This window comes from Streptomyces sp. NPDC005004, assembly GCF_053600675.1.
In genome coordinates, this window is the sequence record NZ_JBSGAH010000021.1 from 31,214 (window position 1) to 55,808 (window position 24,595).

The 24,595-nt window shown below is 71.6% G+C and carries 27 protein-coding genes and 1 tRNA gene; 17 read left to right on the plus strand and 11 right to left on the minus strand.

The genetic code is table 11. The features are described 5' to 3' along the window. Window positions 1-39 precede the first annotated feature (39 nt). From ACWEEU_RS25630 to ACWEEU_RS25650, 5 genes are all read left to right on the plus strand, one after another. Entirely contained in the window at window positions 40-615 is a 576-nt protein-coding gene (locus ACWEEU_RS25630; protein ID WP_385751209.1) for a GAF domain-containing protein, read from the plus strand. 270 nt (window positions 616-885) lie between these two features. After that, window positions 886-1,914, plus strand: a complete 1,029-nt coding sequence (tdh, locus tag ACWEEU_RS25635; RefSeq protein WP_385751206.1) for an L-threonine 3-dehydrogenase — start codon at window positions 886-888, stop codon at window positions 1,912-1,914. Between the two features lie 65 nt (window positions 1,915-1,979). After that, complete coding sequence (locus ACWEEU_RS25640; protein WP_385751203.1) at window positions 1,980-3,179, plus strand: glycine C-acetyltransferase; 1,200 nt, start codon at window positions 1,980-1,982, stop codon at window positions 3,177-3,179. 189 nt (window positions 3,180-3,368) lie between these two features. Next, window positions 3,369-4,286 (plus strand): LysR family transcriptional regulator, encoded by a 918-nt coding sequence (locus ACWEEU_RS25645; protein WP_385746403.1) that lies wholly within the window; start codon window positions 3,369-3,371, stop codon window positions 4,284-4,286. 220 nt (window positions 4,287-4,506) lie between these two features. Next, window positions 4,507-4,866, plus strand: a complete 360-nt coding sequence (locus ACWEEU_RS25650) for an MmcQ/YjbR family DNA-binding protein (protein ID WP_385746402.1) — start codon at window positions 4,507-4,509, stop codon at window positions 4,864-4,866. 22 nt (window positions 4,867-4,888) lie between these two features. Here ACWEEU_RS25650 and ACWEEU_RS25655 read toward each other — a convergent pair whose 3' ends face one another. Beyond that, entirely contained in the window at window positions 4,889-5,797 is a 909-nt protein-coding gene (locus ACWEEU_RS25655; protein ID WP_385746400.1) for a transketolase family protein, read from the minus strand. Window positions 5,798-5,864: 67 nt separating this feature from the next. Further along, complete coding sequence (locus ACWEEU_RS25660; RefSeq protein ID WP_385746424.1) at window positions 5,865-6,515, minus strand: transketolase; 651 nt, start codon at window positions 6,513-6,515, stop codon at window positions 5,865-5,867. Window positions 6,516-6,732: 217 nt separating this feature from the next. Here ACWEEU_RS25660 and ACWEEU_RS25665 point away from each other — a divergent pair. The 3 genes from ACWEEU_RS25665 to ACWEEU_RS25675 all read left to right on the plus strand — a co-directional run bounded on the left by ACWEEU_RS25665 (window position 6,733) and on the right by ACWEEU_RS25675 (window position 8,376). Next, a tRNA-Pro gene (locus ACWEEU_RS25665) sits at window positions 6,733-6,806 on the plus strand. Between the two features lie 562 nt (window positions 6,807-7,368). After that, window positions 7,369-7,746, plus strand: coding sequence for a nuclear transport factor 2 family protein (locus ACWEEU_RS25670; protein WP_385746398.1), 378 nt, complete (start codon window positions 7,369-7,371; stop codon window positions 7,744-7,746). A 153-nt stretch (window positions 7,747-7,899) separates the two neighbouring features. Continuing rightward, the gene (locus tag ACWEEU_RS25675) at window positions 7,900-8,376 is read left to right on the plus strand and encodes a DUF6924 domain-containing protein (RefSeq protein ID WP_451735213.1); all 477 of its coding nucleotides are present in this window, start codon (window positions 7,900-7,902) and stop codon (window positions 8,374-8,376) included. A 73-nt stretch (window positions 8,377-8,449) separates the two neighbouring features. Here ACWEEU_RS25675 and ACWEEU_RS25680 read toward each other — a convergent pair whose 3' ends face one another. Further along, window positions 8,450-8,926, minus strand: coding sequence for a hypothetical protein (locus ACWEEU_RS25680; RefSeq protein ID WP_451735215.1), 477 nt, complete (start codon window positions 8,924-8,926; stop codon window positions 8,450-8,452). A 384-nt stretch (window positions 8,927-9,310) separates the two neighbouring features. Here ACWEEU_RS25680 and ACWEEU_RS25685 point away from each other — a divergent pair, with 384 nt between their 5' ends. After that, complete coding sequence (locus ACWEEU_RS25685; protein ID WP_451735217.1) at window positions 9,311-9,868, plus strand: hypothetical protein; 558 nt, start codon at window positions 9,311-9,313, stop codon at window positions 9,866-9,868. Window positions 9,869-9,944: 76 nt separating this feature from the next. Here the strand turns inward: ACWEEU_RS25685 and ACWEEU_RS25690 are convergent, their stop codons facing one another. Beyond that, a complete protein-coding gene (locus ACWEEU_RS25690; protein WP_385746391.1) occupies window positions 9,945-10,877 on the minus strand; it encodes a M56 family metallopeptidase in 933 nt (310 codons plus the stop codon). Further along, window positions 10,874-11,245, minus strand: a complete 372-nt coding sequence (locus tag ACWEEU_RS25695; RefSeq protein ID WP_385746389.1) for a BlaI/MecI/CopY family transcriptional regulator — start codon at window positions 11,243-11,245, stop codon at window positions 10,874-10,876. Before ACWEEU_RS25695 ends, ACWEEU_RS25690 begins: the two co-directional genes overlap by 4 nt. Before the next feature lie 170 nt (window positions 11,246-11,415). Here ACWEEU_RS25695 and ACWEEU_RS25700 point away from each other — a divergent pair, with 170 nt between their 5' ends. The 3 genes from ACWEEU_RS25700 to ACWEEU_RS25710 all read left to right on the plus strand — a co-directional run bounded on the left by ACWEEU_RS25700 (window position 11,416) and on the right by ACWEEU_RS25710 (window position 14,113). Further along, window positions 11,416-12,021: a phosphatase PAP2 family protein gene (locus tag ACWEEU_RS25700; RefSeq protein WP_385746387.1), complete on the plus strand. Its 606-nt coding sequence runs from the start codon at window positions 11,416-11,418 to the stop codon at window positions 12,019-12,021. Window positions 12,022-12,083: 62 nt separating this feature from the next. After that, window positions 12,084-12,746, plus strand: coding sequence for a response regulator transcription factor (locus ACWEEU_RS25705; RefSeq protein WP_451735219.1), 663 nt, complete (start codon window positions 12,084-12,086; stop codon window positions 12,744-12,746). Beyond that, window positions 12,743-14,113 (plus strand): sensor histidine kinase, encoded by a 1,371-nt coding sequence (locus tag ACWEEU_RS25710; RefSeq protein ID WP_451735221.1) that lies wholly within the window; start codon window positions 12,743-12,745, stop codon window positions 14,111-14,113. The genes ACWEEU_RS25705 and ACWEEU_RS25710 overlap by 4 nt, the downstream gene beginning before the upstream one ends. Here ACWEEU_RS25710 and ACWEEU_RS25715 read toward each other — a convergent pair. Together ACWEEU_RS25715 and ACWEEU_RS25720 are read right to left on the minus strand one after the other, a co-directional pair. Continuing rightward, entirely contained in the window at window positions 14,094-14,996 is a 903-nt protein-coding gene (locus ACWEEU_RS25715) for a COG4705 family protein (protein WP_451735223.1), read from the minus strand. The two genes, ACWEEU_RS25710 and ACWEEU_RS25715, sit on opposite strands and share 20 nt — an antisense overlap. Before the next feature lie 153 nt (window positions 14,997-15,149). Further along, window positions 15,150-15,953 (minus strand): COG4705 family protein, encoded by an 804-nt coding sequence (locus ACWEEU_RS25720; protein WP_451735225.1) that lies wholly within the window; start codon window positions 15,951-15,953, stop codon window positions 15,150-15,152. A gap of 297 nt (window positions 15,954-16,250) precedes the next feature. On the opposite strand from ACWEEU_RS25720, the gene ACWEEU_RS25725 reads away from it, so the two are divergent. From ACWEEU_RS25725 to ACWEEU_RS25735, 3 genes are all read left to right on the plus strand, one after another. Next, window positions 16,251-17,537: a glycosyltransferase family 4 protein gene (locus tag ACWEEU_RS25725; protein WP_451735227.1), complete on the plus strand. Its 1,287-nt coding sequence runs from the start codon at window positions 16,251-16,253 to the stop codon at window positions 17,535-17,537. A 43-nt stretch (window positions 17,538-17,580) separates the two neighbouring features. Continuing rightward, entirely contained in the window at window positions 17,581-19,068 is a 1,488-nt protein-coding gene (locus tag ACWEEU_RS25730; RefSeq protein ID WP_451735229.1) for a hypothetical protein, read from the plus strand. Between the two features lie 117 nt (window positions 19,069-19,185). Beyond that, entirely contained in the window at window positions 19,186-20,586 is a 1,401-nt protein-coding gene (locus tag ACWEEU_RS25735; RefSeq protein ID WP_451735231.1) for an NAD(P)/FAD-dependent oxidoreductase, read from the plus strand. 41 nt (window positions 20,587-20,627) lie between these two features. On the opposite strand, the gene ACWEEU_RS25740 is transcribed toward ACWEEU_RS25735, so the two are convergent. The 3 genes from ACWEEU_RS25740 to ACWEEU_RS25750 are packed head-to-tail and all read right to left on the minus strand — an operon-like array spanning window position 20,628 to window position 22,614. Then, entirely contained in the window at window positions 20,628-21,434 is an 807-nt protein-coding gene (locus tag ACWEEU_RS25740) for an SAM-dependent methyltransferase (protein WP_385746373.1), read from the minus strand. A gap of 56 nt (window positions 21,435-21,490) precedes the next feature. Then, a complete protein-coding gene (locus ACWEEU_RS25745) occupies window positions 21,491-21,742 on the minus strand; it encodes a DUF397 domain-containing protein (protein ID WP_385746371.1) in 252 nt (83 codons plus the stop codon). Further along, window positions 21,739-22,614, minus strand: a complete 876-nt coding sequence (locus ACWEEU_RS25750) for a helix-turn-helix domain-containing protein (RefSeq protein ID WP_451735234.1) — start codon at window positions 22,612-22,614, stop codon at window positions 21,739-21,741. Before ACWEEU_RS25750 ends, ACWEEU_RS25745 begins: the two co-directional genes overlap by 4 nt. 236 nt (window positions 22,615-22,850) lie before the next feature. Here ACWEEU_RS25750 and ACWEEU_RS25755 point away from each other — a divergent pair, with 236 nt between their 5' ends. After that, window positions 22,851-23,291 (plus strand): ATP-binding protein, encoded by a 441-nt coding sequence (locus ACWEEU_RS25755; RefSeq protein WP_385746367.1) that lies wholly within the window; start codon window positions 22,851-22,853, stop codon window positions 23,289-23,291. Between the two features lie 46 nt (window positions 23,292-23,337). On the opposite strand, the gene ACWEEU_RS25760 is transcribed toward ACWEEU_RS25755, so the two are convergent. After that, entirely contained in the window at window positions 23,338-23,691 is a 354-nt protein-coding gene (locus ACWEEU_RS25760; RefSeq protein ID WP_451735236.1) for a hypothetical protein, read from the minus strand. A gap of 52 nt (window positions 23,692-23,743) precedes the next feature. Here ACWEEU_RS25760 and ACWEEU_RS25765 point away from each other — a divergent pair, with 52 nt between their 5' ends. After that, entirely contained in the window at window positions 23,744-24,559 is an 816-nt protein-coding gene (locus ACWEEU_RS25765; RefSeq protein WP_451735238.1) for an SAM-dependent methyltransferase, read from the plus strand. The last annotated feature ends 36 nt before the right edge of the window (window positions 24,560-24,595 follow it).

The following is a 24,595-nucleotide window of genomic DNA, read 5'->3' on the forward strand; positions in this document are numbered from 1 at the left end:
TCGCCGTATGAGGTACGCCCACCGTCACGGAGCCCGGTCATGATGTACGAGCCGGCCCGCCGTGTCCGTGGCCTGCTGCTCACCCCGGAGGACAAGGAGGCGCCCGCCCGGACGGCCAAGCTGCGCCGCATGGGTCTCGGGGAACGTCCCGAACCCGCGCTCGACGTCTACGCGGACCACCTCGCCCTGCTCACCGGTGCGCCGTACGCCATGGTCAACTTCATCGGCGAGGAGCGTCAGTTCTTCGCCGGGCTGAGCAGCCCCGCCGTGGCCCCCGTCGTCCGCGAGGACGGCACCAGGCCCGAGATCGGCCGGGTGCTGCCCCGCGAGCACGGCTTCTGCCCCCATGTGGTGGTCCGGCGCAAGGCGCTCGTGCTGGAGGACGTGCGCGACTATCCGCGTTTCGCCGGGAACCCGGTCGTGGACGACCTCGGCATCCGCTCCTACCTCGGCGCCCCCCTCATCGACAGCTCGGGCATGGTGCTGGGCACCGTGTGCGCGGCCGACACATCCCCCCGCTCGTGGGGCCAGTCGGGCCTGGACACCATCAAGGCCCTCGCCGTCGAACTCACCGGCCGCATCGAGCGGTCCGCCACCGACGGCCTGCCCCTCTGAGCGAACGGCACGGCACGGTGCCGCCCGTCCCGACAAGCCCACCGCTGCTCCGATCGAGTCGCGCCCAAACCGGTCATAGAAACCCCGCACGCGCTTTCACACCCCAGTCCCCGCAAGGCGTGAAGCGGAGCTGAGGCTCCGGTTAAGAAAAGCTCGATGGACCCGGGCCCGCGCGTACGGCAGATTGCAGGGTGATTCCACCTCTCTGACCCGGTGCGGCCCCTTTCGGTGTGCCCGCGTGGCCGGGCCTCACCCTCAGGAGCCGTAGCGTTGAAGGCGCTGGTCAAGGACAAGGCGGAGCCCGGGCTCTGGCTCACGGACGTGCCCGAGCCCACCGTGGGGCCCGGTGACGTACTGATCAAGGTCATGCGGACCGGTATCTGCGGCACCGATCTGCACATCCGGAACTGGGACGGCTGGGCGCAGCAGGCCGTGCGCACCCCGCTCGTGCTGGGCCACGAGTTCGTCGGCCAGGTCGTCGAGCTCGGCCGCGACGTCACCGAGATCCGCGTCGGCGACCGGGTCAGCGGCGAGGGCCACCTGGTGTGCGGCAAGTGCCGCAACTGTCTGGCCGGCCGCCGCCACCTGTGCCGGGCCACCATCGGACTGGGTGTGGGCCGCGACGGGGCGTTCGCGGAATATGTGGTGCTGCCCGCCACCAATGTGTGGGTGCACCGTGTCCCGGTCGACCTCGACGTGGCCGCCATCTTCGACCCGTTCGGCAACGCCGTGCACACGGCCCTCTCCTTCCCGCTGGTCGGCGAGGACGTGCTGATCACCGGCGCGGGCCCGATCGGTCTGATGGCCGCCGCCGTCGCCCGGCACGCCGGTGCCCGCAACGTCGTCGTCACCGACGTCAGCGAGGAGCGCCTCGCGCTGGCCCGCAAGATCGGCGCGAGCCTCGCCCTCAACGTCTCGCACTCCACCATCGCGGACGGACAGCGCGAACTCGGCCTGCGCGAGGGCTTCGACATCGGCCTGGAGATGTCCGGCCGCGCCGAGGCCCTGCAGGACATGATCGCCAACATGACCAACGGCGGCCGGATCGCCATGCTCGGTCTGCCGTCGCAGGAGTTCCCGGTGGACTGGGCCCGGATCGTCACCTCGATGATCACCCTCAAGGGCATCTACGGCCGGGAGATGTTCGAGACCTGGTACGCGATGTCGGTGCTGCTCGAAGGCGGCCTCGACCTCACGCCCGTGATCACCGGCCGGTACGACTACCGCGACTTCGACGCGGCCTTCGAGGACGCGGCGAGCGGCACCGGCGGCAAGGTCATCCTCGACTGGACCGTGTGACCCCGCACCCGGCGGGGACCGCGACGACCCCTACACCCGTCAGCACCTTCAGAGGAGCCCACCCCATGTTCGACTCCGTGCGCGACGACCTGCGCGCCACCCTCGACGAGATCCGCGCCGCCGGTCTGCACAAGCCCGAGCGCGTCATCGGCACCCCGCAGTCCGCGACCGTCGCCGTCACCGCCGGCGGCCGCCCCGGCGAGGTCCTCAACTTCTGCGCCAACAACTACCTCGGCCTCGCCGACCACCCCGACGTGGTCGCCGCCGCCCACGAGGCGCTGGACCGCTGGGGCTACGGCATGGCCTCCGTCCGCTTCATCTGCGGCACCCAGGAGGTCCACAAGGAGCTGGAGGCCCGCCTGTCGGCGTTCCTCGGCCAGGAGGACACGATCCTCTACTCCTCCTGCTTCGACGCCAACGGCGGTGTCTTCGAGACCCTGCTCGGCGCCGAGGACGCGGTGATCTCCGACGCCCTCAACCACGCCTCCATCATCGACGGCATCCGCCTGTCCAAGGCCCGCCGCTTCCGCTACGCCAACCGCGACCTCGCGGACCTGGAGACCCAGCTCAAGGAGGCGACGGCGGGCGGCGCGCGGCGCAAGCTCATCGTCACCGACGGCGTCTTCTCCATGGACGGCTACGTCGCCCCGCTCGCCGAGATCTGCGACCTCGCCGACCGCTACGACGCGATGGTCATGGTGGACGACTCGCACGCCGTCGGCTTCGTGGGCCCCACCGGCCGCGGCACCCCCGAGCTGCACGGCGTCATGGACCGCGTCGACATCATCACCGGCACTCTCGGCAAGGCCCTCGGCGGTGCCTCCGGCGGCTACGTCGCCGCCCGCGCCGAGATCGTCGCCCTGCTGCGCCAGCGCTCGCGCCCGTACCTGTTCTCCAACACGCTCGCCCCGGTCATCGCCGCCGCCTCCCTGAAGGTCCTCGACCTGCTGGAGTCCGCCGACGACCTGCGCGTCCGGCTGGCCGAGAACACCGCCCTGTTCCGCGGCCGCATGACCGAGGAGGGCTTCGACATCCTCCCCGGCGACCACGCCATCGCCCCCGTCATGATCGGCGACGCGTCCGAGGCGGGCCGCATGGCCGAGCTGCTCCTGGAGCGCGGCGTCTACGTGATCGGCTTCTCCTACCCGGTCGTCCCGCAGGGCCAGGCCCGCATCCGCGTCCAGCTCTCGGCCGCGCACTCCACGGAGGACGTCAACCGCGCGGTGGACGCCTTCGTCGCGGCCCGCGCCGCGCTCAAGGGCTGAGCCGACGGCCTCAGTCCCTGAGCACGCCTGAACGGGACATGTGGCCGCCCCGACGCTTGAGGGGCGGCCACACGTCTCGTCCGCACAGGGGAGGTCGTGCGGACCTGTGGGCCGGGCACATGTGGTCCCACCCCGGGCTCATCCCGAGGCGTGGCCGGAAACCTGTGGTCCCTTGCGATAATGGGCCCCATGATCGAGGCTCGGCGGCTCCACATCCTCCGTGCGGTCGCCGACCACCGGACGGTCACGGCGGCCGCCGCCGCGCTCTACCTCACTCCCTCCGCCGTCTCCCAGCAGCTCACCGCGCTGGAGCAGGAGACCGGTCACCGCCTGGTGGAACGGTCCGCGAAGGGCGTACGGCTCACCCCCGCCGGGGAGATCCTCCTCGGCCACACCAACCTCGTCCTCGCCCAGCTGGAGCGTGCCGAGGCCGAGCTGGCCGCCTACGGCAAGGGGGAGGCCGGCACCGTCACCCTGGCCGCGTTCGCGACCGGCATCGCCGGGGTCGTGGCGCCCGCCGTGACCCGGCTCGCCCGCTCCGCTCCCGGTATCGGCATCCGCGTCCAGGACGCCGAGGGCGACGAGAGCCTGCGGATGCTCCTCGACCGGCAGGTGGACGTCGCGGTCACGGTCGAGTACCGGGGCGCGCCGCCCGCGGACGACCCGCGCCTCACCCATGTCCCGCTGTACGCCGAGCCGTTCGACGCAGTCGTGCCCCTCACCCACCGCCTCGCGGATGCCCCCGTCATCCCCCTCGCGGACCTGGCCAAGGACCCGTGGATCGGCCCGTACCCCGGCAACCCCTGCCATGACGTGGTCGTCCTCGCCTGCGAGGGCGCCGGATTCCACCCCCGCCTGGAGCATTCCTCCGACGACTTCCGCGCCGTCGTCGCCCTCGCCTCCGCGGACGCGGGCGTGGCGCTCGTACCCCGCTCGGCGCTGCGCGGCATGGACCTCACGGGCGTGGTCGTACGCCCCGTGGACGGCGTCGCCCCCACCCGCCGCGTCTTCGCGGCCGTACGACGCGGCGCCGAGGACCACCCCCTGATCCGCCCGGTCCTCGACGCCCTGGGCAGCGCGGCACGGGCCGCGGACTCGGCCGCGTGACGCGTCCGTAAGCCCGTGTCTCACACCGGGGAGGGTGTCCCCGGATGCGGGACACCCTCCGCCGAGCGGCTGTACGACACGGCGGGCTGGACCCGGGCCGACGCCATCCCGGGCCACGCCACGCACACGATCGGCGCCGCGCGCCCCACGAGCCTGTACGACAAGCGGCCCGACCCGCCTCCCAGGATGACTGTCAGTGGCAGGGCTTACTGTGCGTGGCATGACGGACGCAGAAGACGTACGCCGGATCGCCCTGTCCCTGCCGGAGGTGACGGAGAAGACCGCCTGGAACATGCCCACGTTCCGGGTGGCCGGGAAGATGTTCGCCACGCTGCCCGAGGAGGAGACCTCCCTCGCCGTGCGCTGCCCCAAGGAGGAGCGGGACGAACTGGTCCTGGCCGAGCCCGAGAAGTTCTGGATCGCCGGTCACGAGGCCCAGTTCGCCTGGGTGCGGGCCCGGATAGCCGCGCTGGACGACGAGGCGGAGCTGCGCGCCATCCTCACCGACTCCTGGCGCCAGGCGGCCCCGCCCAGGCTGCTGGACGCCCACCCGGAACTGGCGACACCCGAGGCAGGCTGACCATGTCCCTCGGAGCCGCTCCTCACACCCGGGCGGGCGCCAGGAACGCCCCGATCCGCTCCCGCAGGCTCCCCGCGTCCAGCCCGTGCGCGGCCACGTGCTCCTCGATCGTGCCGTACCGGCGCAGCTCGCGGCGGGCCACGCCGAGGCCGAGCACCCGGTGCGGTACGTCGGCCAGAGCCTCGCTGACGGCCGCCGTCGAGGTCCCGGCGAGGTACGGCTCCACGAGGACCACGTCCGCGCGGGCCGCCCCGGTGGCGCGGCGCAGCGCCGCCGCGTCGAAGGGCCGCACCGTCGTGGCGTAGAGCACGGTCACGTCCAGCCCCTGCGTCGCGGCGAGCACGGCGTCCAGCATCGGACCCACCGCGAGCACGACCCCGGCGCGCCCCTCGCGCACCGTGAGGAAGTGCTCACCGTCGACGGGCAGCGGGTCGCGGTTGGCCTGGAGGGAGAGACGGACGTACACCTTGTCGTCACCGGCGGCGACCGCGTGCCGCAGCAGCGTCTCCGCCTCGTCGGGGTGGCCGGGCACATGCATGGTCCAGCCGTCCAGGGTGTCGAGGAGAGCGATGTCGCCGGGCGCCATGTGGGTCACACCCCCGGCCGGCCAGTCGAAGGAGGCGGCCGCACTGACCAGCACCGCCCCGGTGTCCTGGTGGCCCAGGTCCAGCTTGACCTGCTCGAAGGGCCGCTCCACGAGGAAGCTGGCGAAGGTGTGCACGATCGGGCGGAGTCCGGTGAGCGCGAGTCCGGCGGCGGCGCCGATCAGGAGCTGTTCGCGGATGCCGACGTTGATCACCCGGTCGGGGTGGGCGCGCAGCGCCTCGGAGAAACCGTCCTTGCCGATCTCCGCGAGCAGGACCGCGACACGCGGGTCCTCCTCCAGCAACCGGGAGGCGACGGGGGCGAACCGGTCACGCATGGTCTCCATGGGGAGGGGCCTTTCCACTGGTGAGCGCAAGAGTGGGATCAGGGGTGAGAATTCAGGGGGTGGGAGATCAGGCGTTCTTCGGCTCGACACGGGCCACGACCACATGGGGGCGGCCGGGGTGCGGGGCGGTGAAGGCGGCGTACAGGGCCTCGTGGTCCCGCCCGTCCACGGTCACGGCGGACCAGCCGGCCGCCTCGAAGCGGGCGGCTATCCCGCCGGGGCGCGCGTGACTGGCGGAGGAGTTGTCCACGACGACCGTGTGCAGCCGGTCGAGACCGGCGGGCCCGGCGAAGGCGATGGCCTCGTGGTTGCTGCCCTCGTCCAGCTCGGCGTCCCCGGTCAGCACCCACACGGCAGGGTCGTGCAGACCCTGCGCGCGCAGCCCGAGCGCTGTGCCGACGCCGATCGGCAGCCCGTGCCCGAGCGAGCCGCTGCCGATCTCGGCGCCCGGCACCAGCACGCGGTCGGGGTGGTGGCCGAGCGGCGAGTCGTAGCCGCCGAAACCGGGCAGCCACTCCACGGGGACGAAGCCCTTCGCGGCGAGGACGGCGTAGTACGCCATCGGGCCGTGCCCCTTGCTCAGCAGGAACCGGTCCCGCCGGGGGTCGTCCTGCCGCTCCGGCGTGATGCGCAGCACCCGGTCGTAGAGCACCCACAGCACGTCCAGCGTGGAGGTGGCGGCCGGACCGTGCTTCTCGTCGCCGGTCATGAGCCCCATCAGTCCAGGCAGGTCGGCATAGGTGCCGGGGGCCTCGTCGGGGGTGCCGTCGGACCGACGGCCGGGACGGTGGTCGTTCGCGGTGATCGTCATACCGTCGATCGTGCAACCTCGACCGGACTTGAGGTCAACCGTTTACGGATGCGCGACCACCGACCCGAGTGCGGTATTGTTTCCCTGCACGTTGCGACCGGGGAAACCCCAGGTCAAACGGCATCGGGACGTGGCGCAGCTTGGTAGCGCACTTGACTGGGGGTCAAGGGGTCGCAGGTTCAAATCCTGTCGTCCCGACTCGTGAGAGTCGCAGCTCAGGGCCGGTTTCAGGGAAATCTGAAACTGGCCCTCGGCCGTTTTCGGGACCAGTCGGGGGCCAGCGCGATTGGGATGCCGGTCGCGTCGGTGATCAGCTGGTGTCCGCCGGCCGCCGTGCGGGAGAAGTCCGGGGCACTCGCGCCGCGGAGCTCGGCGAGGAGGACCTCGTGCCTTCGAGGCTCCAGGCGATCCGGCGGTGCGGCAGGAGCAACACCGGCTCGATCACCCGCCGCAGCTCGTCAACGACATCCCACAGCCGCCGCCGAGCCACCCCGCACCTCCGGATCATCGGTCCGGAGCGATCCAACCGCCTCGAAGATCGTCTTGTTGGGAGTTCTCAGTCGGCGACGGCGGGCTCGTTCAGCGTCGTCGGGGTGTCGCGAACGCCCAGGCCACTGTCACCGTCTGCCGCGGCTGCTGCTGAACGGCGAAGGGCCCCGGCCTCGACCATGGCCGCCCAGTTCCGCAGCCTGCGTCAAGGAGTCGATCCGGAGCCGGCTCACGGGACAAGCGCGTGTGAAGCGGCTGGTATTACTGGGACATGCAGGAAGAGATTGCACGCTCCGCGATCGACACGTTCATCTCCGCGTTCAACGCCTCGGACGAGAGCTATGTGACTGCTCTGCTCTCCCAGGCTCTGACCTCGGACGTGATCTTCTGGGGGCCGTTGGGCCGCAGTGAGGGAATCGCGGCGGTCGAGCGGTTCGTGCTGGACATCCGGCGCCACCCGGCGGGGACCGGCACGATGGTGCGCTGCTCGGCGGTGGACATGCCTGACGAGTGGGCCCGGTACCAGTGGGTCTTCACCACGCCGGACGGAGGTCCCCGCCTGGCGGGAACGGACGTCGTCCATCTGCGGCGGAGCCTCATCGACCAGGTCATCGTCTTTGCGGGGGAGACCGAACCGTCCGCCTCCTGAGCCATCCTTCCGGCGCTGCCTTTTTCCGACCTCGACGAACCGCTGGTCTCCGTTCCCGACCGCCGCCCCCCGGCGTCCTGGTGCCGCTCAAGGCACCTCACACAACGCCCGCTTCACCGAAGTACTGGGCGAGGTAAGGGGAGAAAGACCTCCATGAGAGCGTTGCCCGTCGTCACCAGGCCTGATGGGTTCGATGCCCTGGTCGTCAGGACCGACTACCGCGACGACCAGGCGTGGCGGAACGTCGTGGCGGCGTTGGCGGAGCCCGGGGGAGGCAGGCAGTACGAGGCGCACGTCCACTTCGTCGACGATCCGGTCTGGGCGGCCGCAACCGTCGACGAAGTGCTGGCGGCGGTCTGCGGTGACGACGACCTGGCGGTTGTCTTTCTCGCCGACGGTACAACCATGTGGGCCGAGAACCACGCGCTGCTGGCGGTCACCACGCTGACGCGGGAGGAGTGCGAGGACGATGAGGACTACGAACAGCTGATCGAGTTCGGTCGCGAGTTCCGCACCGTTCCCGCAGCGGTCCATGACGTCCACGCGAACCTGAGCATCGGCAACCTGGGCTTCGAGGAGTACGCGGCATGGGCTCACGACGACCCCGACGGGACCTACCGGTCCTTCTGAACGGGAACGCTGTACCGCGGACCGAGTCGTGAAAACGGCTCTGGCCGCAGTTCCGTGACGGACATCGCGATATTCACGGCCACTCGGCCGACCGGAGGCCGGCTTCGGCGGCGAGCCGGTGGTATTCCGCCTCCGCGGCCGCGTCCAGGAAGGTCACCCTGTGCCATCGGGCCCGGTCGTAGCCGTCGCTCTCACGCCAGGGGCGAACGATGCCGCACAGTTGGTTCCAGTACTCCGCGATCATGGTGAGTCGCCGCTTCTCCTTGGCGAGCCGCTCGTCCTCCGTCGGTGGGGGGCTGGGAGCGAGTGCCGGTGCGGAGCGGTCGCGGCAACGACCTCTCGGCGGGCCGAGGATCTCCGAGACGAGCGCCAGCACGAGGACGGCCACGGCCTCAGCGAGAGCCGCGGCCGTGCGGTGCTCCTCCGTGTCACCCTCGTGAAGGCGCTCCAGCGATTTCAGACGCGGCATCAGAAAATCCATGATCGCCCACGCGTCGTCCGCCGTGACGTCCAGCGCGTGGTGCAGTGTGCGCTCCGGATCGGTGCTCATCAGCGGGGTTCCCCTTGTCGATGTGACGTCGTCTCAGGTGGTGGGACGCGGATGAGACTGATCATTCGCAGCGGGACTGTAGGCGACGGGCCCGATGACCGTCCATCCTCCTTCGTCCGCGCCGTTCTCGATCCGGAGGTGCAGGGAGGGCCGTTGTGGGGGCCGAGGGTCTTCGGACTGCGGGCGAAATGGTCAACCCCTGCATCCGGGAGTCAAAGGGGTCACCGGTTCGAGCCCTGTCGTCCCGATTCGTGAGAGTCGCGGTCCGGAGCCGGTTGCGGAGACATCCGGAACCGGCTCTCGGCCGTTCCCGCCGCCTGCAACCGCCACCGGGTGAATCCTCGTCCCCTGCCATGCGCGAAGATGGAATCAGGGGGACCTGTGGTGGCTGGTGGGGCGGGCGAGGACGCGGCTCGGCGGCGGATGCGGCGGCAGAGGGGCGCATATGTCGCGGCGAGCCTGGCCACCGTTCTGCCTCCGACGCTGGAGCTGTACGAGAACGCCTCGGGGCTGTTCGGGCTCTGGTGGGGGGTGGGGGCGACCGTGGTGTTCACCGCTCTGTTCGGTGTCAAGCAGGCCCGCAAGGGCGCCGAGACGGGCCGGGTGGCCGCCTTGCGCGACGAGGGGCTCGCGGAGGGCGAGTACGCGCTCACCGAGTACAAGGTGTTCCTTCCGTTCGACCGGCCGAAGAGTTCCCCGGAGCGTGAGGAGTCACCGCTGATGCTCCGGACGACCAACCTCGGCCTCCAGCACTGGGACGACGACGTCCTGCGCTGGAGCCACCCGTGGGCCGCCCTCCGCCTTGTCGTCGAGGACGAGTTGCTGCTCGTGCACCGCGAGGGGCGCCTCATCGCTCGGTTCTGGGTCTTCACGCCGTTCGGCACGGTCGAGGAGATCCTCCTTGCCGCCGACCGGCTCCAGGGGCGCCGGTTTCGCCGTTGAACTGTGCCGCCGCACCGCCGACGGTGCGACAGACCCGGGGCCTGCGGCCGCCCGAGTCGTCCACGGCGCGCACCGCTCAGCCCGGCGGCTCCTCGCCCTGGGCCACCTCCACCCCGTGATGCAGCCACACCGCCCCCGCCAGTGAGGAGAGTCCGGCGGTGGAGCACAGGAGGGCCATCGCCAGGACGGCGGGGACCATGGTGCGGGCGGGGGCGCGGGTGAGGAGAGCCTTGACACGGAGGGGGACGGGGCCGTCCGTGGCACCGGCAACGAGGCCGGTGCGGGCGAGGGCGTGGTTCGTCGCCAGTGCCGCGCGGCCCACGGCCTGGGCGGTCAGCCTGCGGTTGCCGCAGTGGCGGGCGGCCATCTCGTCGGCGGCCCGTTCGGCGGCGAGGGTGACGCACGGCGTGACCGCGGCCAGGGCGGGATGGCACCAGCCGGCGAGGTGGGCGGCGGCCAGGAAGCGATGGTGGCGGGCGGTGAGGTGGGCGCGTTCGTGCGCGAGCAGAGCCTCGCGTTCGAGCGGGCCGAGGGCCCGCAGCATCCCGGTGGTCACCACGATCCGGTCCGTTCCCCACGGGCCCCCGGGCAGCGCGAACGCGTCCGGCCGCGGATCGTCCAGCACGCACAGGCCCCCGGCGTCCGGGAGCCCCGCGACGCGGCGCCGGACGGTGCGGACGCGCGCCGCCTCCGCGACCGTGCGCCGCGAGATCGTGCAGGCGGCCCAGGCCAGCGCGCCGGCGGCCAGGGCCGAGGCGCCGAGCACCAGCGCCCTGGGGCCCGCCTGGAGCGGGTGGACGAGGTGGGCGAGCGAGGCCAGCGGCGCCAGCGTGAGCGCGAGGGGCAGCAGCAGGACGCCGAGGCTCGTCACGCTGCCGACCGCCAGCGCGACGGTCGCGGCGGTGATCGTCCACAGCGCCCGCTCGGGCCGTACCCGCTGGACCGTCCGCCGCGCCAGGAACGGCAGGCACCAGGGCACCGCCAGCGGGACGAGGAGCAGGACGATCACTGGTCGCCGCCCTCCAGCAGGCGTCGCAGCTCCGCCTCGTCGTCGGGGCTGAGCCCTTCGACGAAGCGGGCCAGTACCACACTGCGGTCGGCGCCCTGGTCCAGCTCGTGGTGCATACGGCGGGCGGTCAGACCGTGCGCGTCCTCGGTGGCGAAGTACACGAAGCCGCGCTTGCCCGGACTGCGGCCCACCGCGCCCTTCTCGTGCAGCCGCGCCAGCAGCGTCGCCACCGTGGTGCGCGCCAGCTCCTGGGGCATCGCCGCGCGCACCTCCGCCGCCGACAGGGGGCGTCCCGCGGCCCACAGGGCCCCCAGCACGCTCGCCTCCAGCTCGCCGGCGGCTCTGCGCTCGCCCTCCATGTCGGTCATGGTGTCGACCTCTTCCGCTAGACCACCCGCCGTACCCGCTGGGGACAAGGTTAGGGCGACATTCCACGGGTCCCGGCTGTCGCGGAACCCTCCCCGGCGATCGGTCGTCTACAGTGCCGTGATGTCTACAAAATTGTAGACGCAATGGCCCGCAGCACCAGAGGGAACACGTGACCCCGACCTACGACGGCTCGCCCATCGACGGCGCCGCATACGAACACGTCGTGAGCCTGGCGCGGCACGCGCCCGGAGGGCTGGACGACATCATCTCAGCCTGGTCCTCGTACGGGCTCGCCGTGTTCGCCCTGCTCATGGTCGTCGCCTGGTGGCGGGCCCGGCGCGCCGGCGCCGGTGCCGCGGGTCTGGCGCTGGCGGTGCCAGTCGTCACGGTGGTGGCGTACTGCCTCGACATGGGGCTGAAGTCGGTCGTACGGGAGGACCGCCCCTGCCGGACCCTGCACGTGCGGACGCTGGAGGCGTGTCCCGCGCCGGGCGACTGGTCGTTCCCCAGCAACCACGCGGTGATCGCGGCCTCGGCGGCCGTCGCCCTGCTGTTCGTCTCCCGGCGGCTCGGAGCTGTCGCGGTCGTCGCCGCGCTCGCGATGGGCGCCTCCCGGATCTGGGTCGGCGTGCACTACCCGCACGACGTCCTGGCCGGGATGCTGGTCGGCGCCCTGGTCGCGGTGCTCGCGATGCGCGCCCTGCGCCGCCGGTCCGCCGCCGTGGCGGGCCGGCTCACGACGAGCCGCCTCGGTGCCTTCCTGCTGACACCGTGAACCGCGTCGAACCGCCGTCTTGCCGGGCACCGGCGGCACCGGATCCCGGCCGAGGAAGGACCATGCACCCCAGGATCCTGATCGTGGAGGACGACCACGCGCTGCGGGACGCGCTGCGCCGCGGTCTGCTCGACGAGGACTTCACGCCCGTTCCCGCCGCCGACGGGGCGAGCGCCCTGCGGCTGGCCACCGCCGACATCGCCGCGGCCGTCCTGGACATCGGACTGCCCGACGCGGACGGCCGGGACGTGTGCCACGCCCTGCGCGCGAACGGGTTCCGCGCCCCGGTCGTGTTCCTCACCGCCCGCCACGGGCTCACCGACCGGCTCTCGGGGTTCTCCGCCGGAGGCGACGACTACCTCGCCAAGCCGTTCCATCTGGCCGAACTGGTCGCCCGGCTGCGGGCGGCGCTCAAACGCGCCGCCTCACCGCCCCTCGCCGCGACCGGCGACCTGGTCCTGGACGCCGTGCACCACCACATGAGAGTCCACGGCCGCCCGGTCGCGCTGTCCCCGACGGAGTTCCGGCTCCTGGCCGTGCTCGTCGCGGCGAACGGCACCCTCGTGCGCCGCCGGGACCTCGTCCGCGCCGGATGGCCCGAGGGGGCCCACGTGAGCGACAACACCCTCGACCAGTACCTGACCCGGCTGCGCCGCAAACTGCGCGAGGCGGGCAGCGGACTGAGGGTCGGCACCGCACGCGGTGTCGGACACCGCCTGTCGTGAACGCCCTCCTGCGCCGCCTCGCCCCGCGCACCCTGCGGGGACGGCTCTCCCTGGCGGCCCTCGCCGTCGCCGCCCTGCTGGTGACCGTCCTGACCGTGGCCTTCAACGCGGTGATGGACCTGCATCTGCGCCACCAGGCCGACGACGAACTCCGCGACCGCGCGGCCGCCGTGGCCGCGACCGTCGACACCGGCGGCGCGCGGGTACGCGTCGTCGAGACCGCCGACGACCGCGTCCTCGACACCGACGCGTGGATCTACGCGGGCGGACGGCTCCTGGAAAAGGCGCAGGGCGCCTCGGCCGACGGCCCGCTGACCCGGGCCGCCGACGGGCTGGCCCGGCGACGGACGACCGCCTGCACGACCGCGCGGGGCCGCGAGCCCGTCCGGCTGTGCTCACTGGCCGTGGACGGCACGACCGCCACCGTCGTCACCGCCCTGGACCTCGGCCCGTACCGGAACTCCGTCGACACCCTGCTGCTGGGCTCGCTCCTGCTGGACGGCGTGATGCTCGCGTGCACCTACGTGCTCACCCGCCTCTCCGTCGGCCGGGCGCTCCGGCCGGTGCGAACGATGACCGACCAGGCGACCCTCCGCAGCGTCACCGGCGCCGCCGACCGCTTCGGCGACCTGGACCAGCCGGTCGAACTCGCGCGCCTGGGCGCCTCGTTGGACGCCCTGCTCGACCGGATACGGACCCTGCTGCGACACGAGCGGCAGCTCACCGGCGAGCTGTCGCACGAACTGCGCACACCACTCACCCGGATCATCGTCGAACTCGACTGGTGGCGGGCCCGCCCCCGCACCGCCGAGGAGACCCGGTCCGCACACGACGCGATGGCGGACGCCGCCCGGTCCATGCGCGCGATCTGCGACACGCTCCTGCGGGACGCCCGGGAGAGCGCGCTCGATCCGGCGACGGTGCCCGGTACGACCGACGTCGTGCCGGTCCTGGAGCGGCTGCTCCGGCGCCTCGACCCACCGCAGGGGGTGGGGACCGACCTGCGGGCCGGGGTTCCGGTGCTTCACGCGGGAGTCGCGGCCGCGCTCCTCGAACGCGCCGTCAGCCCGCTGCTCGCCAACGCCGTCCGCTACGCCCGCACCGGTGTGACGGTGACCGTGTCCGCCGACCAGGTGTCCCGCGTCGTGCGGATCGACGTCGCGGACGACGGGCCCGGTGTGCCGCAGGCGTTCCTCGGCGAGCTGTTCCAGCCCGGGCAGCGCGCCGAGCCGGACGACGGACACGACGGCGCCGGTCTCGGCCTGCCGCTCGCCCGCCGGCTGGCCCGGGGCGTCGGCGGCGAGGTGACCTACGCCCCGGGGCACCCGGCCGGGGCCGTCTTCACGGTCACGCTGCCCGCCGGGTGACCGTCTCCGGCTCGGCGGACCGCTCCTTGCGCTCCCGCAGTTGGGCCCACGCCATCATTCCGAACAGGATGGTGAGGAGTACGGCGGAGGAACCCGCCGTCCCGAGATCCAGACCGCCCTTGGCGACCGGCTTGGTGAGGAAGTCGCCCGCGGTCGCGCCGAGCGGGCGGGTGAGGACGAAGGCGATCCAGAAGAGCAGCACGTTCGACACCATGGGCGCCTTCATCAGCGCGACGAGCACCGCGAGCAGCCCGGTCACCAGCAGCGCGCCACCGGCGTAGCCGAGGCCGGAGCTGTCCGACAGGAAGTCGCCCATCGAGGTGCCCAGCGTGTTGGACACCAGGATCGCGGACCAGAACAGCGCCTCGCCGCGGAGGCTGACGATGTCGCGGATCTGGAACGTCATCCCGCTCAGCTTCCAGAGCGCGAAGATCGCCACGAGCACCGAGATCAGGATCGCCGCGCCCGCCGGATAGCCCAGGCCGAGTCCCTGCGGACCCCAGCCGAGCGAAGTGGCGCCGCCCGCAAGGTACTTGGCGCTCGCGTCGCGGTTCATGAAGTCGGACATCGTGGTGCCGGCCATGCTGGTCGACAGGATCACGGTCCAGTAGAAGAAGGGGTGGTAGCGGCTGGACCGCAACTGCATCACCAAGGTCACCACGAAGAGCGAGAACAGGGCGATCGTGGTGAGGAAGTACCCGAGTCTCAGGGTCTGTGAGAAGAGATCGCCCGCCGTTTCCCCCAGGGTCGTCGCGGCGATCTTCATGATCCAGAAGGCGAGCGTGACCTCGGGCAGTTTCTTCATCACCGGCCCGGTCGTCCTGGGCGTCCTCGCCGACGTGCCCGCCACGTCGAGGTCGGTGAGGACCTCCGGCTGCTCCATGTGCCTGCTCCCGTACGGTCGTACGACAGGGCGCCGAGCCGTCCGGCGAGCACCCTGCCGAGAGGAACCGGCCGCACGGGGACGGCGGCCGGGATCACCGACCGTGACACGGGCCGCCTGAACGCGTCCTGAACACGCGTACCGGGCGGATGATCAGACTGCCTGCGGTGTTTCGGTGTCCCGGCGCGACACGGTCAGATAGCCCACGAAGCCGAGAATGGCCACCGTCCAGTACAGGGTGACCGGGCCGGCTCCCCACCCGAGCCCGCCGTGGACCCGGGACGCGGCCATCCAGTCGGCGATCGACGCGCCGAGGGGACGGGTCAGGACGTACGCGGCCCAGAACGCGGTCACCGCGCCGAGCAGACCCGTGCGGTGGGCGACGGCGGGGACCGAGATCGCCACGGCGAACAGCGCGATCGAGCCGAGGTAGCCCAGACCGCAGGATGCCGTGAGGTCCCCGGCCGCGGTGCCCAGGGCGAAGGTGGCGAGGACGGCGGCCCAGTAGAAGGTCTCGCGGCGGCGGGTCCGGACGGCGTGGATCGACAGGGTCCGCTCGCTCGCGTACCAGAGGGCGAAGACGGCGCCCAGGGCGACGACGAAGAGGGGCGTGGAGAGGGTGTAGGGGACACCCAGGGCGACGTGGAGGACGTCGGCGGTCATCGTGCCGAACACGCTGACCATCACGATGGCCGTCCAGTAGATCCAGGCCACATACCGGCGCACGGCGAATTGCAGGACGAGGGACGCCGCGAAGGCGAGGCCGCCGAGTGCCACCGCCGGTATCGGCCCGAGCAGGTGGGCCAGAAAGTCGGACGCGGTTTCGCCCATGCCGGTGGTGAGGACCTTGACGATCCAGAAATAGACGGTGACCTCGGGAACTTTGTTCGCGCTCTCGGCGATGCGGGCGCGGACCGGGGAGGGGGGCCGGTGACCGAGGACGTGCTCTGTGCTCATGACCGGCACCTTCGCACGCTCGACCACCTTTTACCCAGGGCCTTTTGCCAGGGCTTTATGACTTGTGGTGCAGGTGTTTCCGTCTGTTCGCGTGAACCTGATCACAACCTGAATGGCGGGCGGTGAAATCTGGACGCCACCGGGAAATCGGCTATTCGAGCCGTGGCCGGTCGGTGACCGTTCCGGTGTGTGACGTAAAGAGAAGTTGAGAATTCGCTATGACAGGCAACTCGGTGCGACACGGCTCCGTCTACCGACGTGTAGACAAATGTGCCCGGCACCGAACGCAGGAAGACCGTGAAGATCACCTTTCTCATACACAACATCTACGGCGTGGGCGGCACCATCCGCACCACGCTGAACCTCGCCACCGCACTGGCCGACCGCCATGACGTGGAGATCGTCTCCGTGCTGCGCCACCGCACGAGGCCGCGCTTCGCCATCGATCCCCGCATCACGGTGACCCCGCTGGTGGACCGGCGGACGGGCTCCGACGACCTGAGCGACCCGCTGATCGGCCGGCCCGCCGAGGTGTTCCCCAAGGAGGAGAAGCGCTACGGGCAGTACAGCCGGCTGACCGATCTGCGCGCCGAGCGGTACCTCCGGGACTGCGACGCCGACGTGATCATCGGGACGCGGCCCGGCATCAACGTCTATCTGCGGGAATTCGGCTCGCCGAAGGCGCTGCGCATCGCCCAGGAACACCTCACCCACGACGCCCACAGCAAGAGACTGCGGGCCGTTCTGGGGCGCAACTACCGTGCGCTCGACGCCGTGGTCACCACCACGAAGGCCGACGCGCGCGTCTACGAGCAGCGGATGCGTCTTCCCGGCGTCCGCGTCGCCGCCGTCCCCAACAGCGTTCCCCGACCGTCCGTGGAACCGTCGGACGGCGAGGGGAAGGTCATCGCCACGGCCGGGCGGCTGGTTCGGGCGAAACGATTCGACCTGCTCGTCGAGGCGTTCGCCGTCGTCGCCGACAAGCACCCCGACTGGAGTCTGCGCATCTACGGCCACGGCGCAGAGGAAGAGCGTCTGCGGCAGCTCATCGAGGAGCGCGACCTCGGTGGACGAGCCCGGCTGATGGGATTCCGCGCCCCCATCGAGAACGAGTTCGCGGCGGCCTCCGTCGTCGCGGTCGCCTCCGAGGCGGAGTCGTTCGGCATGACGATCGTCGAGGCCATGCGCTGCGGCGTCCCGGTCGTCAGCACGGACTGCCCCCTGGGACCCGGCGAGATCATCACGGACGGCGTCGACGGCCGTCTCGTCCCCGTCGGCGACCGCGACGCCCTGGCCGCCGCACTCCTCGAACTGGTGGAGAACCCCGGCCTCCGGCGCCGCATGGGCGACGCCGCAATGCGCTCCGCCGAGCAGTACGAGCCCGCGGTCGTCGCCGGTGCCTACGAAGCCCTCTTCGACGAGCTGGACGCCACGCGCCGCTCCCGGGCCCGCGAGCGCCGGCGCGCCCTGTGGCGCGGCCGTGCCGCCGGGGCGCTGCGCCGCCTGGGAGTACGCCGACGCGCGGCGAAGGCCGTTCCGGCGGACGATGGCACCGGCGCGCGGAACGGACCGGTCCGGCCCTGAGGTGAGCGCGTGTGCCGACGACCCGTCAGGAAAGGAGGCCCAGATGACCGTGCGCGTCCGGACCGCCGGGACCGTCCACGGCGTCCGCGCCGAACCCGGCCCCGCGCCCCGCAGGTTCCCCTGGCTCCTGCTGGTCGCCGCGGCCTGGCTGCTCGTCCAACTGGTCCTGGTGCTGCCCCGGCTGAACCTCGGCTGGGACGAGTCGGTCTACGTCTCCCAGGTGGACCCGCGCATCCCGGCCGCCTACTTCAGCGCCCCGCGCTCCCGGGGCATCGGCTTGCTGACCGCGCCCGTCCTGGCCGTCACCGGCTCCGTACCCGTCCTGCGCGCCTGGCTCGCGCTGCTGTCGGCGGCAGCCCTGTACGGCGCCTTCGACCTCTGGCGTCCGCTGATCGGCCCCGTGCGCCGCGCCCTGGCCGCCGCGCTGTTCGCCGGGCTGTGGACGACCCAGCTCTACGGCTCCCAGGCGATGCCCAACCTCTGGGTGGGCCTGTGCGCCGTGGCGGCGACCGCCTGCCTCCAGCGCTCGCCAGGGGGTAAGCGGCGCGCGCTGGCGGGGGTCTTCCTGGCCGTGGCCGTCGCCACGCTGATGAGACTGTCCGACGGCGTCTGGCTCGCCCTGCCGCTGCTGGCCGCGTGTGTCCGGCACCGTCCCCTTCGCCGTCCGCCGCTCCTCGCCGCGGTCGTCGGCGGCCTCGCGGCCGGTGCCCTCCAGTGGGTCGTCGAGGCGTACGTGCGGTGGGGCGGGGTCCTCCGCCGGCTCGACGTGTCCAGCGCCACCGAGGGCGGGATGAGGCTGCGCTGGGCCGGGGGTGCTCTCTGGCGCAGCCTCGACGGACCTCTGCTGTGCCGCCCCTGCACCGTCCCTCCGCCCGCTCTCGCCCCGACCCTGTGGTGGCTCGCGCTGCCCCCGCTCCTGATCGCGGCGTGCCTCACCGCTCCGGCGTACCGGCGCACCGCCACCTGGCTCCCGACCCTCTGCGCCGTGAGCCTGAGCGTGCCCTACCTCTTCACGCTGCCGTACGCGGCGCCCCGCTTCCTGCTGCCCGCGTACGCACTGGCCGCGCTGCCCGTCGCCGGGCTGCTGACCGACATCGCGGCCCGCGCCCGCCTGCGTCCCCGACGCGGGCGGTCCTACCTCACGCTCACCGTGCTCTGTCTGCTGCTCGGCGCGCACATGGGGGAGCAGTTCGCGGTCTTCGCGCACAACCTGCGCGGGTCCGAGCGCACCACACGCCGTTACCTCCTGGCCGCCGCCCAGCTCAGGAAGGGCGGCCTTCGGGAGCCGTGTCTCGTCACCGGAACCCAGGCGCCGCCCATCGGCTACGCCGCCCGTTGCGCCTCCGCGAACCTCGGGGGCAACAACCGCTCCATCACCCTGGCCGCCCTCAAGGAACGGGCCCGGCGCGAGTCCGTCGCGGTGCTGGTCACCCGGGGCAGCCCGGCCCCGGCCTACGCCCGCCACTGGCGCCCCCTCGTCCTGACCGGCACCGGTCTCACGGCCTTCGTGGCACCCCGCACGACACCGTGAACCCCGGCAACAGGCTCCCTCACCGGTCGCGCACCCCTGCCCCACGTGCTGGGATCAAGGGGTCGGCTGCGTTCTTCCCGCCGCGTACGGCGCGGGCCGCCTGATCCGTGGAAAGGGGTGATCTCCGTGTCTCGACCCAGAATCCTGGTGGTGGGGGCGGGTTTCGCCGGAGTCGGTTGTGTCCGCCATCTGGAGCGCGAAATGGAGCGGGGGGAGGCGGACGTCACCCTGGTGACGCCGTACTCGTACCAGCTCTACCTCCCGCTGCTGCCCCAGGTCGCCTCGGGTGTCCTCACCCCGCAGTCGATCGCGATCTCGCTGCGGCGGAGCAGGAAGTACCGCACCCGGATCGTCCCGGGCCAGGCCATCGGCGTGGATCCCGAGGCGAAGGTGTGCGTCGTGCGGACCCTCACCGGCCGGATCCTCAACGAGTCCTACGACTACATCGTGCTCACACCGGGCAGCGTGACCCGCACCTTCGACATCCCCGGTCTCACCGAGTACGCCGTCGGGATGAAGACCCTCGCCGAGGCCGCGTACATCCGCGACCACGTCATCTCCCAGCTCGACCTCGCGGACGCCAGTGACGACCCCGACGAACGCGCCGCGCGCCTCCAGTTCGTGGTCGTGGGCGGCGGCTACGCCGGCACCGAGACGGCGGCCTGTCTGCAACGCCTCACCCACGCCGCCGTGGAGCGCTATCCCCGCCTGGATCCCGGTCTGATCCGCTGGCACCTCATCGACATCGCCCCCAAGCTCATGCCCGAACTCGGCGACCGGCTCGGCAGGCAGGCGATGGAGATCCTGCGCCGTCGGGGCGTCGACGTCTCGCTGGGCGTGTCGGTCGCGAAGGTCACGGAGGACCGGGTGACCTTCACCGACGGCCGGGTCATCCCGACGTACACACTGATCTGGACGGCCGGCGTGGTCGGCAGCCCGCTGATCGACACCTTCGACGCGGAGAAGATCCGGGGGCGGCTCAGGACGACCGCCGAGATGACCGTGCCCGGCGTGGACGGCATGTTCGCCCTCGGTGACGCCGCCGCCGTGCCGGACCTCGCGAAGGGCGACGACGCGATCTGCCCGCCCACCGCCCAACACGCCATGCGGCAGGGCAAGGCGGTCGCGGAGAACGTCATCGCCTCGCTGCGCGGCGAGCCGCTCAAGCCGTACGTCCACCACGATCTCGGCCTCGTCGTCGACCTCGGCGGCAAGGACGCCGTCTCCCGGCCGCTGGGCATCGAACTGCGCGGCATCCTCGCCCAGATCGTCGCCCGTGGCTACCACTGGTCCGCGCTGCGCACCAACGTCGCCAAGGTCCGCGTCCTGGTCAACTGGCTCCTCAACGCCGTCGCGGGCGACGATTTCGTCCGCACCGGCTTCCAGCGCGGACACCCGCCCCGGCTACGGGACTTCGAGGACGACCACGTCTATCTGACGCCTGATCAGGTGCGGGCGGAGGTGGGGCAGGCGGAGGCGGCCGGGAAGATCGAGGGGAAGGGGCCCGGGGCGCCCTGACCCCTTCCGCTCCGCCTCACGGCCCGTACCCCGCGCACGCGTTACCGCTTGATCCCCACCCCGGTCCACAGGCTGACCTCCGCGTCGGTGTCCGTCGGCTCCGTGTCGGCGCGCCAGCGGTGGCCGACCGCGATGCCGGGGTCGAGGAGGTCGAGGCCGTCGAAGAAGCGGGCGACGGCCTCGCGGGAGCGGAACTGCACCGGCGTTCCGGCGTTGTTGTAGATGTCCGTGACCTTCTGCCAGGTCGCGGGGTCGAAGTCGGGGGTGCAGTGGCTCAGGGCGAGCGCGCTGCCGACGGGCAGGACGTCCAGGAGGCGGCTGACGATGCCGTACGGGTCCTGGGCGTCCGGGACGAAGTGCATCAGGGCGTTGAGGGACAGCGCGATCGGGCGGCCGAAGTCCAGCACCTCGGCCAGCTCGGGGGCGTCGAGGAGCGACTGCGGGTCGTTGACGTCCGCCTCGATGTAGGTGGTACGGCCCTCCGCCGTGCTGCGCATCAGACGCTCGGCGTACTTCAGGACGAGCGGGTCGTTGTCGGCGTACGCCACCCGCGCGTCGGGCACCACGGACTGGGCCACCTGGTGCAGGTTGGGCTCGGTGGGGATGCCGGTGCCGATGTCGAGCCACTGCCGGATGCCGTGCTCCCGGGCGAGGACGCGGGTGGCGCGGTGCATGAAGGCGCGGTTCTCGCGGGCACAGGTGAAGATGCCCGGGTAGACCGACGCCACGTTCTCGGCGGCCTGCTTGTCGACCTCGAAGTGGTCCTTGCCGCCGAGGTAGTAGTCGTACATGCGGGCAGAGTGGGGCCTGCTGGTGTCGATGTCCCGCGCCGCGTGTGAGTTGGTCATCCTCTTCCTTTTCGATGAGTCGTCGGTGCGTGCGTGCGTGTACGTGGGGGGAGAAGTCAGCCGCTGGTCAGATGGTCGGCCAGACCCCGCTTGACCCCCGCGACGAACGCGGTGATCTCCTCGGGGGTGTAGATGAGGGCGGGTCCCGCCGGATCGGTCGACTGCCGCAGCGCGATCCGGCCGTCCGCGAGCTGCTTCGTCTGCACGCACTGACCTCCGTTGGGGCCGCTCCAGGGAGACTCCCAGCCCTGCTCACCGAGGTCCGACGCGGGCATTCCGTTGTAGAAGCTGCCGTCGATGGTGGTCATGAGTACTCCTTGCGCATGCGGTTCAGGAGCGCCCTGCTCTGCGTGTCGGAGGTCAGCAGGGACATGCGGTTGTGCGCCTCGAGATGGGCGACGACCTCGGCACGCTGGTCGAGGTACATGGCGCCGGAGAGGATCTCGCTGTAGACGACGTCCGGAAGCTCGGGTTCCTCGAAGCGGAAGTAGGTGAAGGGGGCGCACGCGCCCACATGGGCCCCGGCGGTGAACGGCACGATGTCGACGCTGACGTGCTCCAGCTCCGAGACTTCCAGGAGCCGGTCTATCTGCTCGCGCATCACCTCGGCGCCGCCGACCACCCGGTGCAGTACGGCCTCCTCCATCACGACCCAGAGGGTGGGCGCGTCGGCCTTCTCCAGCAGTGCCTGTCGGCGCAGCCGGAGTCCTACGCGGCGCTCCAGGTCCTCGTCGTTGTCGTTGGGGAAGCCGCCGGCGAGTACGGCGCGCGCGTAGCTGTGGGTCTGCAGGAGGCCCGTGACGTAGTGGGGTTCGTAGGTGCGCAGGGTTCTCGCGCCGGTCTCCAGGCTCACGTACGCGCTGAACCAGCTCGGCAGCACGTCGCGGTAGGTGTGCCACCAGCCGGGCTCGTTGGCGCGGTCGGCGAAGGCGACGAACTCGGCGATCTCCGTCGCGTCGGAGCCGTACGTCTCCAGCAGTTTCTCGACGTAGAGCGGCTTGAGCGCCACGTCCGCCTTCTCCAGGCGGCGGATGGTCAGGGGCGTGACCCTGAGCGCCCTCGCGGCGTCCTCCAGGGACACACCCGCCTCCTGGCGCCGCTCCTGGAGCTGTCGGCCCAGGATCATGCGCAGGACGGTGGGCGCACTGGTGCCGCCCGCGTTCGCACGCCCTTCACTCACGCCCAACCTCCTGACGCTCTGTCACCGACACGATTGTGACAGGCACTTGGTGAAGCAACCAGAGGGATACCCGGCTTCCTGAAATTATCAGGGAGTCGGTTGCAGGGTGAACTCCGATGCGAGCATAGTTATTTGAGTGAATCGCAGTCTCGATCACGGTCAACGTCGCGTCCCCGAAGGCAAGTTGATCATCTTGCCCTCTGCCGACCGAGTCCGTCCGACGGAAGGCAACCACCGTGTCCCCCCACACGACTTCCTCTCCCGATCTGTTGGACGTCGCCGACCCGGACCAGGCGCACTGGATCGAATTACCCTCGCACCGCTCCAGCGTCAGGGTCGCCCGGCGCTGTGTGCGGACGCGGATCGACGGCTGGGGGCTCTCCGGGGAGCTGTGCGCGGACGCCGTGCTGCTCGTCTCCGAACTGACGACCAACGCGGTGCGGCACACACCGAGCGTGCGCATCCTGTGTGGTCTGGGACTGGTCTCCGCGGGCTGTCTCCGCGTCGAGGTGCACGACCACGACTACTCCGGCCAGGGTCTGAACCGCTGCGAGCCGGGACTCGACGACGAGAGCGGGCGGGGGCTGCTGCTGGTCGGGGAGCTGGCGGACGCCTGGGGGGTCGACCGCTCGCGGCTGACCGGCGGGAACGCGGTGTGGGCGACGTTGCGGGCCTGACGGGGCGGTCCGTGCCCGTGCGACGGGGGGCGTCACGCGTGCCGGTCTAGAGGTGCATCCGGACCCACGGCAGCGCCTCGCGCCATCCCTGGCGGTCGTGCGCCCAGTCGATCATCACCTTGGCGACCGGCTCGGGGCCGGTCAGCTCGTGCGGCCTGGGGACGTGGGCCCCGAAGTGCCGGTCCGCGCCGCCTTCGCGGTACTCGACCTGATAACTCATGTCGTCGTTGAGGTACGCCTGGATGTAGTGCTGGTCCAGCGGTTCGCGGTCGAGCCGCTCCAGGATCACGAACCGGTGACGCAGGTTCATGTCGGCCAGCAGGTCGTGCAGAGTGGCCTCGGTCGGATCGTCCACGGTGCGTCCGTCGTCCTCGATGGCCCGCAGCCATGGTGTCGCCATGTGCGCGACTGTACCGGCCCGCCAGGAGCCGCCGCCGACAAGGGGAGTTGCCATGACCGACACCGTGGGGCCGATACCGGGCGGCCCGGAGCCCGGGAAGGCCAGCGTGGCGCGGATGTACGACGCGATGCTGGGCGGACGGCACCACTTCGCCGTGGACCGGGAGGCGGTGGCCGCGTTCACCGCGATCGACCCCCAGGTGCGGACGCTGGCGCGGGCCAACCGGGACTTCCTGGGCCGGGCGGTGCGGTTCCTCGCCCGGCAGGGGGTACGGCAGTTCATCGACCTCGGCTCCGGGATTCCCACGCAGGGCAACGTGCACGAGGTCGCGCAGGCGGTGAGTCCGGGGGCGCGGGTGGTGTACGTCGACCACGACCCCGCGGCGGTCGCGCAGAGCGCGGCCCTGCTGGCCGGCAACCCGGACGCGGACATCGTGGACGCCGACATCCGGCGCCCGGCCGACGTCCTGGGCTCTCCCCAGGTGGGCAAGCTGATCGACTTCGAGCAGCCCGTGGCCGTACTGATGATCACCATCCTCCACTTCGTCCCGGCCGAGGACGACCCGGCCGGCCTCGTCGCCGCCTACCGCGACGCCCTGCCCGCCGGGAGCTGGCTCGCCCTCTCCCACGCGACCGACCAGGACCGCCCCGACACCGCCGCCGCCGTGGGCCGCCTCTACCGCTCCCGCGCCACCTCCCCGGTGACACCCCGCTCCTACGACGAGATCCGCGCCCTCTTCACCGGCTTCGACCTCACGGACCCGGGCCTTGTCCACGTTCCGCTGTGGCGCCCGGACGCGGGGGAGGGGCTGCCGGAGAAGCCGGAGGAGTACTGGGTGTACGCGGGGGTGGGGCGCAAGGAGGTGTAGGGGCGGCAAGTCCACCCTGTCCAGCGCCACTTGCAC